We start from the raw sequence: 15,224 nt of genomic DNA, 5'->3' as shown, positions 1-15,224 counted from the left end.
GCCGCCGCGCTCAGGCGCCGACGACGACGAACGGCTCGAACGGCCCCGTGAACTGCGGGTCGAGGAACGCGTGCACCCGCGTGCCGCGCTCGTCGTAGTCGGTCGAGATCACGCGCCCGCGCTCGTGCAGCAGCGCGACGAGCTCGCCGCGCTCGAACGGGATCAGCAGCTCCAGCTCGACCTCGGGGTTCGGCAGCAGCTCGGCGATGCGCGCGCGCAGCTCGTCGATGCCCTCCCCCGTCTTCGCCGACACGAACACGGCCGTCGGCTCGAGACCGCGCAGCACCAGCCGCGCGTCGTCGTCGAGCAGATCGGCCTTGTTGAAGGCGATGATCTCGGGCAGATGGCGCGCCTCGACCTCGCCGATGACGTTGCGCACCGTCGCGATCTGCGCAGCAGGGTCGGGGTGGGCGCCGTCGACGACGTGCACGATCACGTCCGACTCGGCGATCTCCTCCAGCGTCGAGCGGAACGCCTCGACGAGCTGGTGCGGCAGGTTGCGCACGAACCCGACGGTGTCAGCGAGCGTGAACGGGCGGCCGTCGGGCGTCGACGACTTGCGCACGGTCGCGTCGAGCGTCGCGAACAGGGCGTTCTCCACCAGGACGCCCGCGCGCGTGATGCGGTTCAGCAGGCTCGACTTGCCGGCGTTGGTGTAACCGGCGATCGCGACGCTCGGCACCGTGTAGCGGTCGCGGTTGGCGCGCTTGGCGGCACGAGCGGGCGCGAAGCCCTTGATCTGCTTACGCAGCTTCGCCATGCGGGTGTGGATGCGGCGGCGGTCGAGCTCCATCTTCGTCTCACCCGGGCCGCGGCTGCCCATTCCGGCGCCCGCCGAGCCGACCTGGCCACCGGCCTGGCGCGACATCGACTCGCCCCAGCCGCGCAGGCGCGGCAGGAGGTACTCGAGCTGCGCGAGCTCGACCTGCGCCTTGCCCTCCCGGCTCTTGGCGTGCTGGCTGAAGATATCGAGGATGACGGCCGTGCGGTCGATGACCTTGACCTTCACGACGTCCTCCAGAGCGCGGCGCTGGCTCGGCGCGAGCTCGGTGTCGGCGATGACGGTGTCGGCGCCGAGCTCCGCGACGATGAGCGCGAGCTCGGCCGCCTTGCCCTTGCCGAGGTACGTGCTGGGGTCGGGATGCGGGCGACGCTGCAGGAGGCCGTCGAGCACGACGGCGCCCGCGGTCTCGGCGAGGGCCGCGAGCTCGCGCAGCGAGTTCTCGGCGTCGGCGATCGAGCCGCCGGAGTACACGCCGATGAGCACGACGTTCTCGAGTCGCAGCTGCCGGTACTCGACCTCGGTGACGTCGTCGAGCTCGGTCGAGAGGCCCCGGACGCGGCGCAGCGCGGCGCGGTCCTCGCGATCGAACTGGTCGCCGTCGCGATCGCTGAGGTAGGAGTCGTCGTCCTGCAGGGCGGACGCACGGCCGCCGTGGAGGGAGACGGAGCGCGCGCGGGAGTCGGCGTGCGCGAGGACGCGGGCCACAGCATCCTCCTCGGCGTCATCGCCGATCGGGACCTCGCGGGGCTCGTCAGCGCCGGGGGCGGTGGTCTGGTCGCTCATCCGCTTCACCATACTCTCTTGCTATTCGGTAGATTCTGCCCATGCCCTCCGACCACTACTTCAGCGCGCAGCCGAGTAGTGAGATGGTCGTCAAGGCGCTTCCGGTGACGCTCGCGGGCCGGGCCCTCGAGGTGCAGACGGCCGGAGGAGTCTTCAGCCCCGGCGGGCTCGACATCGGGACGCGCGTGCTGCTCGGGTCGGTCCCTCCCCCTCCGCCGGGAGGCAACCTCCTCGACCTCGGGTGCGGCTGGGGGCCCATCGCCCTGTCGCTCGCCCTCGAGTCGCCGCGCGCGACCGTGTGGGCGGTCGACGTGAACGAGCGCGCGCTGGACCTCACGCGGCGCAACGCCGAGAGCCTCGGCCTCACGAACGTCAACGCCGTCCGGCCGGAGGATGTTCCCGCCGAGCTGACGTTCCGCACGATCTGGTCGAACCCGCCGATCCGCGTCGGCAAGAACGAGCTCCACAGCATGCTCAGCATCTGGCTTCCGCGCATCGCAGCCGCGTCCGACGCGTGGCTCGTGGTGGCGCGCAACCTCGGCTCGGACTCGCTGCAGCGCTGGATCGAGGCCGAGCACGGCGAGATGCTGCGCGTTCAGCGCGCCGCGACGAGCAAGGGCTTCCGCGTGCTGCGGGTGCGCAGGAAGGGCGCGACGACCGGCGCGATCCCCGTGGTCGGTACGCCGGAGGCGCCGGTCGCCTGACCGGGCCCCGCGCCTGTCAGACGCGCAGCTCGCCCTCGAAGACCAGCTCGGCGGGGCCGCTCAGGGCGACGTGCTCGCCGTCCTCCGCCGCGAACATCCGCACGCCCAGTGCGCCGCCGGGAACCTCGACGCGCCACTCGCTCGGCGCGTGCGGCCCCGCCCAGTGGCGCACCGCGAGCGCGGCGGCGACCGCGCCGGTGCCGCACGAGAGAGTCTCGCCGCTCCCCCGCTCGTGCACGCGCATCCGGATGCGCCCGATGCCGTCCACGACCAGCGGGTCGCGCGGGACGACGAACTCGACATTGGCCCCGGCGGGCGGCGCGGGCTCGAGCTCGGGGGCGCGGGTCAGATCGATCGCGGCGAGCTCGTCGTCGCTCGCGACGGCGACCACCACGTGCGGGTTGCCCACGTTGATGCCGAGGCCGGGGCGCGCGACCGGGAGTTCACGGGCGCGGACCAGCGGCTCGCCTCCGTCGAGGCGCCAGCGACCGAGGTCGACCGCGAATCCGTCGGAGAGCCGCTGCACATCGCGAACGCCGGCACGGGTGCCGATCGCGATCGACTGCCCGGGCTCGAGCTCGGCGAGCCCGGTCTCGAGCAGATACCTCACGAAGACGCGGATGCCGTTGCCGCACATCTCGCTGACGCTGCCGTCGCTGTTGACGTAGTCCATGAACCACTCGGCGTCCGGGTCCTCCGCGAGAGCGACGGCGCCATCGGTCAGATGGGCGGAGCGCACGGCTCGGATGACCCCGTCTGCTCCGACGCCGAAGCGCCGGTCGGCGATCGCGGCGAGCTGGGCGGCGCTCAGCCCGTGCTCACCCTCGGGGTCGGAGTAGAGCACGAAGTCGTTGCCCGTGCCGTGCCCCTTCGTGAATCGGATGCTCGCGGCCATTCCCCGAGTCTACGGCGCGGTCAGGGCGCGCCCTCGGCCCCGTCGCCGGCCACGAGGGCGGCGAGCACGTGCTCCTCGGCGCGCTGCGCGAGCTCCGGGTCGAGCGCGTCGAGCCACTCGATCGTCCCGTCGCGGCGGAACCAGCTCACCTGGCGTCGCGCGTAGCGCCGCGTGAGTGCCGCCGTCTCGGCGATCGCCGCGGACTCGTCGCAGTCGCCCCGCAGCTGGGCGAGCGCCTGCGCGTAGCCGATCGCGCGGCTCGCGGTGGCGCCGCGCTCGAGCCCGCGATCGCGGAGCTCGCGGACCTCGTCGATCAGCCCGAGTCGCCACATGCGCTCGACCCGCTCGTCCAGGCGCGGGGTGAGCGCCGCCCGCTCGAGCTGCAGGCCGAGCTGCCGGTACGGTCGCCACGGGCTGTCGCGCGCGGCGAGGCCGACGCTGAACGGCTCTCCGGTGAGCTCGATGACCTCGAGCGCGCGGATGATGCGACGCGCGTTGTGCGGGCCGATCGCGGCGGCGGCGGCGGGGTCGCGGCGCGCGAGCTCGAGGTGGAGCTCGGTCGTACCGCGCTCGACGTGGAGGGCCTCCCACCTGCCGCGGATCTCCGCGTCGGTGCCGGGGAACCGGAAGTCGGTGAGGACGGCGGCGACGTAGAGCATCGAGCCGCCGACGAGCAGGGGCACGGCGCCGCGGGCGAGGATGCCCTCGATCACGAGGCGGGCATCCCGCTGGTAGCGCGCGACGGAGGCCTCGTCAGTCACGTCGAGCACGTCGAGCAGATGGTGCGGGATGCCGCGGCGCTCGGGAGGGAGGAGCTTCGCCGTGCCGATGTCCATCCCGCGGTAGAGCTGCATCGCATCCCCGTTGACGATCTCGGCGCGCACGCCGCGCGCGGCGAGCCGCTCAGCGAGGGCGAGGCCGAGCTCGCTCTTGCCGGTGCCGGTCGCGCCGACGACCGCGACGATCACAGCAGGGAGCCGCGCTCTCCGTCGCCGGAGTCGTAGATCGGGCTCGTCGCGACCCGGAGGACGGGCAGACCGAGCGCGACCCGCGGCGCAGCGCCGGCGGTGGTGCCGGGGGCGCCGGTGGCGGGACCGCTCGCGGGGACGCCGCAGCTCTCGGCCTGCTGGTGGTCCCACGCGTCGCCGGCGCGGGTGCGGCGGATGCGCAGCGGCTCGGTCTCGTCAGCGATGAGGTGGAAGGGCGCGGCGTGGGTGATGGTCGCGGTGACGATGTCACCGGGCCGCGGCCGGTCGCTGCCGAGGGGGAGTGCCACGTGGACGAGCCTGCTGTCCTCCGCGCGACCGGAGAGCCGCTCGGTCGTCGAGTCCTTCCGGCCCTCCCCCGCGGACACGAGCACCTGCACCTCGCGGCCGATCTGGCGATGGTTCTCCTCGAGGCTGATGCGCTCCTGGAGGGCGACGAGCCGCTCGTAGCGCTCCTGGACGACCGCCTTGGGGACCTGGTCGGGCATCGTCGCGGCGGGCGTGCCCTCGCGGATGGAGTACTGGAAGGTGAAGGCGCTCGCGAAGCGGGCCCGCTCAACGACCCGGAGGGTGTCGGCGAAGTCCTCCTCGGTCTCGCCGGGGAAGCCGACGATGATGTCGGTGCTGATCGCGGCGTTCGGGATGCGCGCGCGCACGCGATCGAGGATCCCCAGGAACTTCTCGCTGCGGTAGGAGCGCCGCATCGCCTTGAGAACGCGATCGGACCCGGACTGCAGCGGCATGTGCAGCTGCGGCATGACGGCCGGGGTCTCCGCCATCGCGTCGATGACGTCGTCGGTGAAGGCGGCGGGGTGGGGGCTCGTGAAGCGGATGCGCTCGAGGCCCGGGATCCCGCCGGCCGCGCGCAGGAGCTTGCCGAACGCGAGGCGATCGCCGAACTCGACACCGTAGGAGTTCACGTTCTGGCCCAGGAGCGTGACCTCGATCGCACCGTCATCGACGAGCGCCTGGATCTCGGCGAGGATGTCGCCGGGCCGGCGGTCCTTCTCCTTGCCGCGGAGGCTCGGGACGATGCAGAAGGTGCACGTGTTGTTGCAGCCGACGGAGATGCTCACCCAGCCGCTGTGACTGGATTCGCGGCGGGTCGGAAGCGTGGAGGGGAAGACCTCGAGCGATTCGAGGATCTCGAGCTGCGCCTCGCCGTTGTGACGGGCCCGCTCGAGCAGGGCGGGGAGCGACCCCATGTTGTGCGTGCCGAAGACGACGTCGACGTACGGGGCCTTCTCGAGGATGACGGCCCTGTCCTTCTGGGCGAGGCAGCCCCCGACGGCGATCTGCATGTCGCCGCCGCGCTCGCGCTTGACGCTCGCGAGGTGGCCGAGATTGCCGTAGAGCTTGTTGTCGGCGTTCTCGCGCACCGCGCAGGTGTTGATCACGACGACGTCGGCGGGGCCGCCCGTCTCGGCCCGCCGGTAGCCGGCCGCCTCGAGCGACCCGCTGAGCCTCTCCGAGTCGTGGACGTTCATCTGGCAGCCGTACGTGCGCACCTCGTAGGTGCGGACGCGGCCGCTGTCGTCACCGCTGACGGTGCCGAGGTCGGGGCGCGGGAGGGTCGTGCTCATGGTGTCTCGAGTGTACGGCGGGGGCTCACTCGAACTCGACGCGACGGGGGCCGTCGCTCGCGGAGGAGCGGCCCGTGCCGGCGCTGGAGCTGGAGCTGGAGCTGGAGCTGGAGCTGGAGCTGGAGCCACGCGAGCTGAACCCGCTGTTCCCGCTCCGCGAACCGAATCCCCCGCTGCCGCCGCCGCGCGAGCCGAACCCGCTGCCGCCGCGCGAGCCGAACCCGCTCGAGCGAGGAGCGCGCTCGAGACCCGCCTCGTCGAGCGCGGATCTCACGGCCTCGCGCGCCGCGGAACCGCCATGACCCTTGCGGGCGAGATAGGACAGCAGTCGCCGCTCGGCGGTCTCCCGATCGAGCGCGCCGATGCGACGCATGCGTTCCTCGACGAGCGTCGCGATGAGCGCGCCCTCATCGTCGGGCTCCTGCAGCGCGAGAGCCGACTCGATCGCCTGTGGATCGATGCGACGCCGCACGAGCTCGGCGCGCAGGGCCGTCGGCCCGAACTTCTTCCGGTCCACGAGCCGGTCGACGAGCGTCGCAGCGAGAGCGGCGTCGTCGATGAGCCCGACGCCCTCAAGTCGCTGAACCTCCGCCTGGACGACGATCGGGTCGATCTCGCGGCGGGCGAGGAGGTCGACGACCTCGGCCCGCGACATGCCTCGTCGGCCGAGAGCGTGCAGACTGACGTTCTCGGCCCGCTTCTCGTCGGCCTCCCTGACCCCGGGCAGGAAGGCGACGTTGTCGGTCGCCTCCTGCCCGGAGCCGGAGGGAGTCGAGGGCACGATCAGGCGCCCGCGGCCTTGCGCTGAGCGATCTTCTGCTGGATCGAATCGACCGGGGCGGCGTCGACCGAGGTCGGAGCCGCACCGATGCCGAGCTTGGCGAGGATCTTCTTCTCGATCTCCTCCGCCACGGTCGGGTTGTCGAGGAGGTAGCGACGCGCGTTTTCCTTGCCCTGGCCGAGCTGGTCGCCGTCGTAGGTGTACCAGGCGCCCGATTTCCGGACGATCTCGTGCTCGACGCCGAAGTCGATCAGGCTGCCCTCGCGCGAGATGCCGATGCCGTAGAGGATGTCGAACTCGGCCTGCTTGAAGGGCGGGGCCATCTTGTTCTTCACGACCTTCACGCGCGTGCGGTTGCCGACCGCCTCGGTGCCGTCCTTCAGGGTCTCGATGCGGCGGATGTCGAGTCGCACCGACGCGTAGAACTTCAGCGCCTTGCCGCCCGCGGTCGTCTCGGGGCTGCCGAAGAACACGCCGATCTTCTCGCGGAGCTGGTTGATGAAGATCATCGAGGTCTGCGTCTGGTTGAGACCGCCGGTGAGCTTGCGGAGAGCCTGCGACATGAGTCGGGCCTGGAGACCGACGTGCGAGTCGCCCATCTCGCCCTCGATCTCGGCCCGCGGCACGAGGGCCGCGACCGAGTCGATGACGACGAGGTCGATCGAGCCCGAGCGCACGAGCATGTCGGCGATCTCGAGCGCCTGCTCGCCCGTGTCGGGCTGCGATACCAGGAGCTGGTCGATGTCGACGCCGAGCTTCTTGGCGTAGTCGGGGTCGAGGGCGTGCTCGGCGTCGATGAACGCCGCGATGCCGCCGGCGCGCTGCACGTTCGCGATCGCGTGGAGGGTGAGCGTGGTCTTTCCCGAGGACTCGGGGCCGTAGATCTCGATGATGCGGCCCTTGGGGAGGCCGCCGATGCCGAGCGCGACGTCGAGGGCGATCGACCCGGTGGGGATGACCGCGACGGGTGCGCGCTCGTCCGACCCGAGGCGCATGACGCTGCCCTTGCCGAACTGTCGGTCGATCTGGGCGAGAGCGGTCTCAAGGGCCTTCTCGCGGTCTGCAGGTGAGGGCATTGCGGTCTCCTTCGCGTAGTGAGCTGCTGCCTGTCGGCTGCCGCGCGACGACGAGCCGATGGAGCCGGGCTGATCGTTCTGCGACAAGGCGGTGACGACGATCGCCGACGAGGACGACGGTACGCACGACCCCCGACATCGGGGAGTTCCGTCCGTGATCCGTGCACCACTCGTGTTCGAGAGCCGCTGTGGAGGAGTCTACGCGCGAACCGAACGAATGTTCGAATGATCGGATGGTCGGCGTGTCACCCGGGAACTCCGGAGAAACTGCGCCCCCAGCGCGGCGGAGGACGGCGTCAGCGACGCGGCTCGGGTCGGCCGGCGCCGTACCAGCGCTCGCGCGGGACATCCATCTCGGAGCACAGCGCGAACCAGATGTCGCGGGGTGCGACGCCCGCCGAGAGAGCCTGCTCGGCCGTGCGCTCGCCCAGCGGCGTGAGGACCAGATCGCGGACGAGCGTGCGCCCGTAGGCCTCGCCGAACTCGTCGACGACGGCGCGGGAGAACTCGCTGCGGGTCACCCGACCACCCTAGTCACGGACGACGACGGGCTGCGGACACGGTCGCGGACACGAACAAGCCCCGCCGGCGAGCCGGCGGGGCTGAGAACCCGTGGACGACGACTAGCGGACCGCGAGGTCGGCGTCGAACTCCGCGACGAGGTCGTCGGGAAGGGTGTCGGGAACGCTCGAGAGGCCTTCGATGACGGCGAGGCGGTCGCCCACCTCGCGCATGATGACCGAGATCGGGGTGTCGAGGGCGTCGGCGACCGAGGCGAGGATCTCGCTGCTGGCCTCCTTCTGCCCGCGCTCGACCTCGCTGAGGTAGCCGAGAGCGACGCTCGCGCGACTGGCGACCTGGCGGAGGGTGCGGCCCTTCTGCAGGCGGACATCGCGGAGGACCTCACCGATTTCCTGTCGGACGAGAACCATGGGTGCCTCCTTCTTCTGCCTGAACTCGCGGTCGGTGCGGGCACCGGGTGGATCACTGTATCCCACCGCCGAGTGCGTCGACTCTAACCGGCTGCGCCTGGATGACGCGTGTCAGTCTGCTGTCTGTAACACGACCGTCACCACAGCTATTCCCGCGAGGCGGCGAAGTTGAGCCCCTGCGGCTCAGCTCTTCGACGCGGCGACCAGTCGCTCGACCAGCAGGTCGAGAACCGCCTCCGCGGCGGCCGCCCGGATGGCCTCGCGATCTCCCTCCAGCCGCAGCTCGCGCACCTCCGTGCCGCGGTCGTCGGCGACCGCGACGAAGACGAGCCCGACCGGAGCCGCGTCCTGCGCATCGGGCCCGGCGACGCCCGTCGTCGCGAGCCCGACGTCAGCGGGGGCGCCCTCGACCGCGGCCGCGCGGCGCACGCCCTCGGCCATCGCCGCGGCCACATCAGGATCGACCGGCCCGCGCGCGTCGAGTAGGCGCGCCTGGACGCCGAGCAGGGACGACTTGAGCGGCGTCGCGTAGGCGACGACGCCACCGCGGACGACCGCGGAGGCTCCGGGGATGTCGACGAGGGCCGACACGACCCGGCCGCCCGTGAGCGACTCGGCGACCGCGACGGTGCGATGCGCGGCCGTGAGTCGGCGGATCACCTCGGCAGCGGCATCCGCCCCGCCCGATCGCGGCGTCGGGGTCACTCGACCCGGCGGTTCTGCACGCGGGCCTGGCGGAGGTAGTCGAGACCCGTCACCACGGTGAGGATGACGGCCGCCGTCATGAGAGCGCCGTTGAGCCAGTGCACCCACTCGCCGAGGAGGTTCCAGAGCGGCAGAAGCGCGAACGAGATGGCGACCGACTGCACGACGGTCTTGAGCTTGCCGCCGCGCGACGCCGGGATGACGCGGTCGCGCAGCATGAGGAAGCGGAACAGCGTGATGCCCCACTCGCGCACGAGGATCACGGCGACGACCCACCACGGCAGCTCGGCGAGAACCGCGAGCATGACGAGGGCGGTGCCCGTGAGCACCTTGTCGGCGATCGGATCGAGCAGCACGCCCAGGTCGGTCACGAGATTGCGGCTGCGCGCGAGATGGCCGTCGAGGCTGTCCGTCGCGATCGCCACGATGAAGAGCAGCGCAGCGGCCACGCGGAACGCCCCGTCAGCACCGCCGTCGAGGAGGAGCAGGACGACGAAGAGCGGGGCGAGCAGGATGCGGACGACCGTGATGATGTTCGCCACGTTGCCGGTCGAGGCGGGGGTCTCCCCCGCGCTGACGACGCGCCCGCGCATCGGGAACGAGCGGCTCGAGGCGGATGCGGCGGCCTCGGGGCCGGCGGTCGTCTCGTCGCCTGCGGCGTCGGAGCGCGGCATGGTGTCCTCTCGTCGAGCCCGGGCGCGGCTCAGTCGCGACCGGTGAGCCCCCAGGCGTCCTCGTCGGAATCGCCCTCGGCCTCAGGATACCCCCGGGTCATCTCGTCGACCGGATCGCTCCCGAGGGCGGCGGATGCGACCGACACCGCGCCGCTCGAGCCGCCGGCGGCCGAGGAGCCGCTCGGCGCGTCGTCCCCGCGCAGCCGCGCGAGGACCTCCGGCAGCTGCTCAGGGCTGACGAGGACGTCGCGCGCCTTCGACCCCTCGGAGGGGCCGACGACGTCGCGCGACTCCAGGAGATCCATCAGACGGCCGGCCTTCGCGAACCCGACGCGGAGCTTGCGCTGCAGCATCGAGGTCGAGCCGAACTGCGTGCCGACGATGAGCTCGGTCGCGGCCAGCAGCAGTTCGAGGTCGTCGCCGATGTCGGCGTCGATCTGCTTCTTCTCGGCCTCCACGGCGACGTCGTTGCGGTACTCGGGGCGGGCCTGCTTCTTGACGTGGTCGACGACCGCGGCGATCTCAGGCTCGGTGACCCACGCGCCCTGGACGCGCACCGCCTTGCTCGCCCCCATGGGCAGGAACAGGCCGTCGCCCTGGCCGATGAGCTTGTCGGCGCCCGGCTGGTCGAGGATCACGCGACTGTCGGTCATGCTCGAGACCGCGAAGGCCAGTCGGCTCGGCACGTTCGCCTTGATGAGGCCCGTGACGACGTCGACGCTCGGGCGCTGCGTCGCGAGGACGAGGTGGATGCCGCTCGCGCGGGCGAGCTGGGTGATGCGGACGATCGAGTCCTCGACGTCGCGCGGCGCGACCATCATGAGGTCGGCGAGCTCGTCGACGACGACGAGCAGGTACGGGTAGGGCTGCAGCTGGCGCTTGCTGCCCTCCGGCAGGACGATCTCGTCGGCGAGCACGGCGCGATTGAAGTCGTCGATGTGGCGGAAGCCGAACGACGCGAGGTCGTCGTACCGCATGTCCATCTCCTTCACGACCCACTGCAGGGCTTCGGCCGCCTTCTTCGGGCTCGTGATGATCGGAGTGATGAGGTGCGGCACGCCCTGGTACGCCGCGAGCTCGACGCGCTTCGGGTCGATCAGGACCATGCGCACCTCGGCGGGCTTGGCGCGCATGAGGAGGCTCGTGATCATCGAGTTGATGAAGCTCGACTTGCCCGAGCCGGTCGATCCGGCCACGAGGAGGTGGGGCATCTTCGCGAGGTTCGCCACGACGTAGCCGCCCTCGACGTCCTTGCCGACGCCGATCGTCATGGGGTGGAGGGCCTTGCCGGCCGCGCTCGAGCGCAGGACGTCACCGAGGGAGACGACCTCGCGGTCGACGTTCGGGATCTCGACGCCGATCGCGCTCTTGCCCGGGATCGGCGAGAGGATGTTGACCTCGTTGCTCGCGACCGCGTACGAGATGTTCTTCGTGAGCGCCGTGAAGCGCTCGACCTTCACGCCCGGACCGAGCTCGATCTCGTAGCGCGTGACCGAGGGGCCGCGGCTGAACCCCGTGACGCGCGCGTCGACCTGGAACTGCGTGAGCACCTCGGTGATCGCCGCGACGACCGCGTCGTTCGCCGCGCTGCGCGCCTTCGGCGGCGTGCCGGGGGCGAGCACGGATGCCGCGGGCAGACGGTAGGGCGGGCTCGTCTTCGCGATCGGCGGGGGCGCGAACTCGCCGGCCTCGCCCTTCTCGCTCGCCGTCGTCGGGAAGCCCGGGAGGATCGCGGGCTCCGCGTCCTCGCGGACGCCGGAGGGGCGCGCCGGCTGCTCGCCCGTCGCGCGCTGGATGGCCTGCTCGGCCTGGTCGAGAACGGCCGCGAGGCCCCCCGTGGCCCTGGCCACGGCATCCGCCCCGATCACATCGGTGGGCTGGTCGCGCTCGACGGGCGTGTCGAAGGCGGGCACCTCGGCCCGCGGGCGGCCTTTGCGCCACCACGGCATCGAGGAGGTGTCCTCCATGTCGAGGCCGAGGTCGCTGAAACTGCCGAACTCGGGGGCGATCGCGTCGTCGGCGCTGGGCCTCTTGTCGCGGCCGCGCTCGGGCAGCTCGGCCCCGAACAGGTAGGCGTACAGCTCGCCGAGGCGCTCGCGGATGCGGTTCGGCGGCGTCTTCGTCATGATCAGCACCGACAGGAACGCGATCACGACGAGCGCGGGGATCGCCACCCAGACGGTCGCGAGCAGCAGAGCCCCGCCGAGGAGCCAGCCGATGACGCCGCCGGCCTGGGCGAGGACGAGCGCGCCCTCCGTGGGCTGAGGGGCGCCGAGGGCGATGTGGCAGAGACCGCTCACGCTCGCGATCAGGAGGCCCAGCCCGATGCCGATGCGCGTGTTGTCGTGGACGCTCGCCGGGTGCCGGAAGAGCCACGCCGCGAACAGGACCATGATCACCGGGAGCGCGTAGGCCACGCGGCCGACGAGCCCGCCGAACGTGTACGCGTCGAGCGCGAGCGCGACCGGATCGGCGGGCGTGAACCACTCGACGATCGCTCCGACGACCGCGAGCAAGACGATGAGGAAGGGCACGCCGTCGCGGCGCTCCTCCTTCGCGAGGGTCTCCTTCCCGAGCGCTCGAAAGGCGCCGCCGGTCAGGTGCGCGAGACCCATCCAGGCGCTCGAGAGGATGCCCGGCTGCTCGGTCGGCGGAGCGGGCAGCCTCTTCGTGGCCTGCGTGCGGGCGCTCGGCTTCTTCGCCGCCGCAGAACCGCGCGGCGTCGAGGTGCGCGGGCGCGACGATGTGCGACTGGACGAAGCCATGGAGTCACGGTACCCGCGACCTCCGACGCCGACCGGCCCGACACGCTCGCGCGGGCGGGAGGCACGGCTCAGGCGCCGCAGACGCCGACGAGGTTGCCGCTCGCCGCCACCGAGAACACGCCGAGGTCGGTCGTCACCGCGTGGATGTAGACGACGGTCCCGGCGCGCCCCTCCCAGTAGTCGCCCTCCATGTCGGGAGGGTTCTTCGCGACCTCGATCTGAAGGGTGCCGATCGCGCCGGTCACCACGTGGATGTCGGTGAAGTACTCGGGGACGACAGTCGCGTCGGGGTGCGCCGCGGCGACGCTCGCCCCCGCGTCGCCGATGCGGACTCCCCCGTCGGTCGGGATGTCGGCCGAGTACAGATCGATGCGATCGACGATGCCGGTGTCGCGGTCGACGCCGACGCCGAACGCTGTCCCTGGGCCGTACGCGGGGGTCGTCGTCGCGTACGCCGGGTCAGTGCGCCACAGGTCGGCGCCGGGGCCTCCCGGGGCGATCTCGGCCTCGGTGCTCACGCAGGCATCCGGCTCGAACGACACCATGCGCGTGGCGGGGTCCTCGTCCGGCGGGTCGCCCAGGGCTAGTGGCCCGAGACCCTCCGCGCTCAGGGCGAGCTCGGCGAGCGCCGGTCGCGTCGGGTCCGGGGTCGGAGTCGGGGACTCCGAGGGCTCGGCGCTCGGCGAGACGTCGACGCTCGCGCTCGGCGAGGCGACCGGCTCAGCGGTCGGGCCGCACCCCACGAGGGCGAGGAGGAGCGCCCCTGCGAGCGCCCCGCCCATCGCCCGACGTCGGAACTGAGGACGGATCATGCGGAGACCGTACTCCCGCCCCCTCGCCGCGATAAGGGGTCGTCGGTCCCGAACCGGTATCGATCAGGCGACGATGACGACCGGCACGATCATCGGCCGACGACGGTGCTGCGTGTTGACCCAGCGGCCCACGACGCGGCGCACGACCTGGCTGAAGGCGTGACTGTCGCGCGTGCCGTTCTCGGCCGCCTCCGTGAGCGCCTTCTCGATCTGCGGGATGACGGCGTCGAACACGCTGTCGTCGGGGGCGAACCCGCGAGCGTGCAGCTCGGGGCCGACGACGACACGACCGGTCTGAGCATCCACCGCCACGAAGATGGAGATGAAGCCCTCCTCGGCGAGGATCCGGCGGTCCTTCAGGTCGGCGTCGGTGATCTGGCCGACCGTCGAGCCGTCGACGTACACCTCGCCGAGATCGAGCTGACCGACGATGCGGGCTACGCCGTCGCGCAGGTCGACGATCGTGCCGTTCTCCGCCAGGATCGTGCGCTCCTCCGGGACTCCGGTGTCGATCGCGAGCTGCTGATTGGCGACGAGGTGGCGGGCCTCGCCGTGCACGGGCATGACGTTGCGAGGCCGGACGATGTTGTAGCAGTAGAGCAGCTCGCCGGCGGCGGCGTGCCCCGACACGTGCACCTTCGCGTTGCCCTTGTGCACGACCGTCGCGCCGAGCGCGATGAGCCCGTTGATGACGCGGTAGACCGCGTTCTCGTTGCCCGGGATCAGGCTCGAGGCGAGGATGACCGTGTCGCCCTTGCCGACCTCGACCTGGTGGTCGAGGTTCGCCATGCGCGCGAGCACCGCCATGGGCTCGCCCTGCGACCCCGTCGACATGTAGACGATCTGGTCGTCGGGCAGGTTGGCGGCCTTCTTGTAGTCGATGAGGATGCCCTCCGGCACCTTCAGATAGCCGAGCTCGGCCGCGATGCCCATATTGCGGACCATGCTCCGGCCCATGAGCGCCACCTTGCGGCCGTTCGCGGCCGCGGCGTCGAGCACCTGCTGGACGCGGTGCACGTGGCTCGAGAAGCTCGCGACGATGACCCGGCGGGGAGCCTTCGCGATGACCGTCTCGAGCACCGCGCCGATGTCGCGCTCCCTCGGGGTGAAGCCGGGGACATCCGCATTCGTGGAGTCGGTCATGAACAGGTCGACACCTGCCTCGCCGAGGCGCGCGAACGCCCGCAGGTCGGTGATGCGGCCATCCATCGGCAGCTGGTCCATCTTGAAGTCGCCCGTGTGCAGCACGGTGCCCGCGACCGTGCGGATGGCGACGGCGAGAGCGTCGGGGATGGAGTGGTTGACGGCGACGAACTCGAGCTCGAAGGGGCCGAGCTTCTCCTGCTGGCCCTCCGTGACGGTGAGCGTGTACGGCTGGAGGCGGTGCTCCTTGAGCTTCGCCTCGATGAGGGCGAGCGTGAGCGTCGAGCCGATGAGGGGGATGTCGTTGCGGAGTCGCAGCAGGTACGGGACGGCTCCGATGTGGTCCTCGTGGCCGTGCGTCAGGACGACGCCGAGGACGTCGTCGAGACGGTCGCGGATGGGCGAGAAGTCGGGGAGGATCAGGTCGACGCCGGGCTGATGCTCCTCGGGGAAGAGGACGCCGCAGTCGACGATGAGCAGCTTGCCGTCGATCTCGAAGACGGCCATGTTGCGGCCGACCTCGCCGAGGCCGCCGAGCGGCGTGACGCGGAGGGTTCCGGGTTCGAGGGCGGGGGCCTCTTCGATGGCATGGGGCACGGGT

The 15,224-nt window shown here is 71.5% G+C and carries 14 protein-coding genes; 1 reads left to right on the top strand and 13 read right to left on the bottom strand.

What is annotated here, in order from left to right:
• Positions 1–10: 10 nt before the first annotated feature.
• Complete coding sequence (gene hflX, locus ASC54_RS07605; protein WP_055898139.1) at positions 11–1,567, bottom strand: GTPase HflX; 1,557 nt, start codon at positions 1,565–1,567, stop codon at positions 11–13.
• A gap of 41 nt (positions 1,568–1,608) precedes the next feature.
• Here hflX and ASC54_RS07600 point away from each other — a divergent pair, with 41 nt between their 5' ends.
• On the top strand, positions 1,609–2,271 hold the full coding sequence (locus ASC54_RS07600) for a class I SAM-dependent methyltransferase (RefSeq protein WP_055855641.1): 663 nt from the start codon (positions 1,609–1,611) through the stop codon (positions 2,269–2,271).
• Positions 2,272–2,287: 16 nt separating this feature from the next.
• Here ASC54_RS07600 and dapF read toward each other — a convergent pair whose 3' ends face one another.
• From dapF to ASC54_RS07540, 12 genes are all read right to left on the bottom strand, one after another.
• Positions 2,288–3,166, bottom strand: a complete 879-nt coding sequence (gene dapF / locus ASC54_RS07595; RefSeq protein WP_055855644.1) for a diaminopimelate epimerase — start codon at positions 3,164–3,166, stop codon at positions 2,288–2,290.
• Positions 3,167–3,186: 20 nt separating this feature from the next.
• Complete coding sequence (miaA, locus tag ASC54_RS07590; protein WP_200932282.1) at positions 3,187–4,134, bottom strand: tRNA (adenosine(37)-N6)-dimethylallyltransferase MiaA; 948 nt, start codon at positions 4,132–4,134, stop codon at positions 3,187–3,189.
• The gene (miaB, locus tag ASC54_RS07585; RefSeq protein ID WP_055897770.1) at positions 4,131–5,735 is read right to left on the bottom strand and encodes a tRNA (N6-isopentenyl adenosine(37)-C2)-methylthiotransferase MiaB; all 1,605 of its coding nucleotides are present in this window, start codon (positions 5,733–5,735) and stop codon (positions 4,131–4,133) included. Before miaB ends, miaA begins: the two co-directional genes overlap by 4 nt.
• A gap of 25 nt (positions 5,736–5,760) precedes the next feature.
• Positions 5,761–6,516 carry a regulatory protein RecX gene (locus ASC54_RS07580; protein WP_055897767.1) on the bottom strand — a complete coding sequence of 252 codons (756 nt, stop codon included), beginning with the start codon at positions 6,514–6,516 and terminating at the stop codon, positions 5,761–5,763.
• Between the two features lie 2 nt (positions 6,517–6,518).
• A complete protein-coding gene (gene recA / locus ASC54_RS07575) occupies positions 6,519–7,592 on the bottom strand; it encodes a recombinase RecA (protein ID WP_055897763.1) in 1,074 nt (357 codons plus the stop codon).
• Between the two features lie 296 nt (positions 7,593–7,888).
• On the bottom strand, positions 7,889–8,113 hold the full coding sequence (locus ASC54_RS07570) for a DUF3046 domain-containing protein (protein ID WP_055855653.1): 225 nt from the start codon (positions 8,111–8,113) through the stop codon (positions 7,889–7,891).
• A 102-nt stretch (positions 8,114–8,215) separates the two neighbouring features.
• Positions 8,216–8,524: a helix-turn-helix domain-containing protein gene (locus ASC54_RS07565; protein WP_055897760.1), complete on the bottom strand. Its 309-nt coding sequence runs from the start codon at positions 8,522–8,524 to the stop codon at positions 8,216–8,218.
• 183 nt (positions 8,525–8,707) lie between these two features.
• Positions 8,708–9,229 carry a CinA family protein gene (locus ASC54_RS07560; protein ID WP_055855656.1) on the bottom strand — a complete coding sequence of 174 codons (522 nt, stop codon included), beginning with the start codon at positions 9,227–9,229 and terminating at the stop codon, positions 8,708–8,710.
• Positions 9,226–9,822 (bottom strand): CDP-diacylglycerol--glycerol-3-phosphate 3-phosphatidyltransferase, encoded by a 597-nt coding sequence (gene pgsA, locus ASC54_RS07555; RefSeq protein WP_055898133.1) that lies wholly within the window; start codon positions 9,820–9,822, stop codon positions 9,226–9,228. Before pgsA ends, ASC54_RS07560 begins: the two co-directional genes overlap by 4 nt.
• Before the next feature lie 110 nt (positions 9,823–9,932).
• On the bottom strand, positions 9,933–12,668 hold the full coding sequence (locus ASC54_RS07550) for a DNA translocase FtsK (protein ID WP_055897759.1): 2,736 nt from the start codon (positions 12,666–12,668) through the stop codon (positions 9,933–9,935).
• Between the two features lie 68 nt (positions 12,669–12,736).
• Positions 12,737–13,480, bottom strand: a complete 744-nt coding sequence (locus ASC54_RS07545; RefSeq protein ID WP_156376758.1) for a hypothetical protein — start codon at positions 13,478–13,480, stop codon at positions 12,737–12,739.
• Positions 13,481–13,543: 63 nt separating this feature from the next.
• On the bottom strand, positions 13,544–15,220 hold the full coding sequence (locus ASC54_RS07540) for a ribonuclease J (RefSeq protein ID WP_055897755.1): 1,677 nt from the start codon (positions 15,218–15,220) through the stop codon (positions 13,544–13,546).
• Positions 15,221–15,224: the final 4 nt, after the last annotated feature.

The organism is Yonghaparkia sp. Root332, from assembly GCF_001425665.1.
Classification (GTDB): domain Bacteria; phylum Actinomycetota; class Actinomycetes; order Actinomycetales; family Microbacteriaceae; genus Microcella.
The sequence above is the reverse complement of the archived record's forward strand: the minus strand, read 5'-3'. Positions and strand labels throughout refer to the sequence as shown.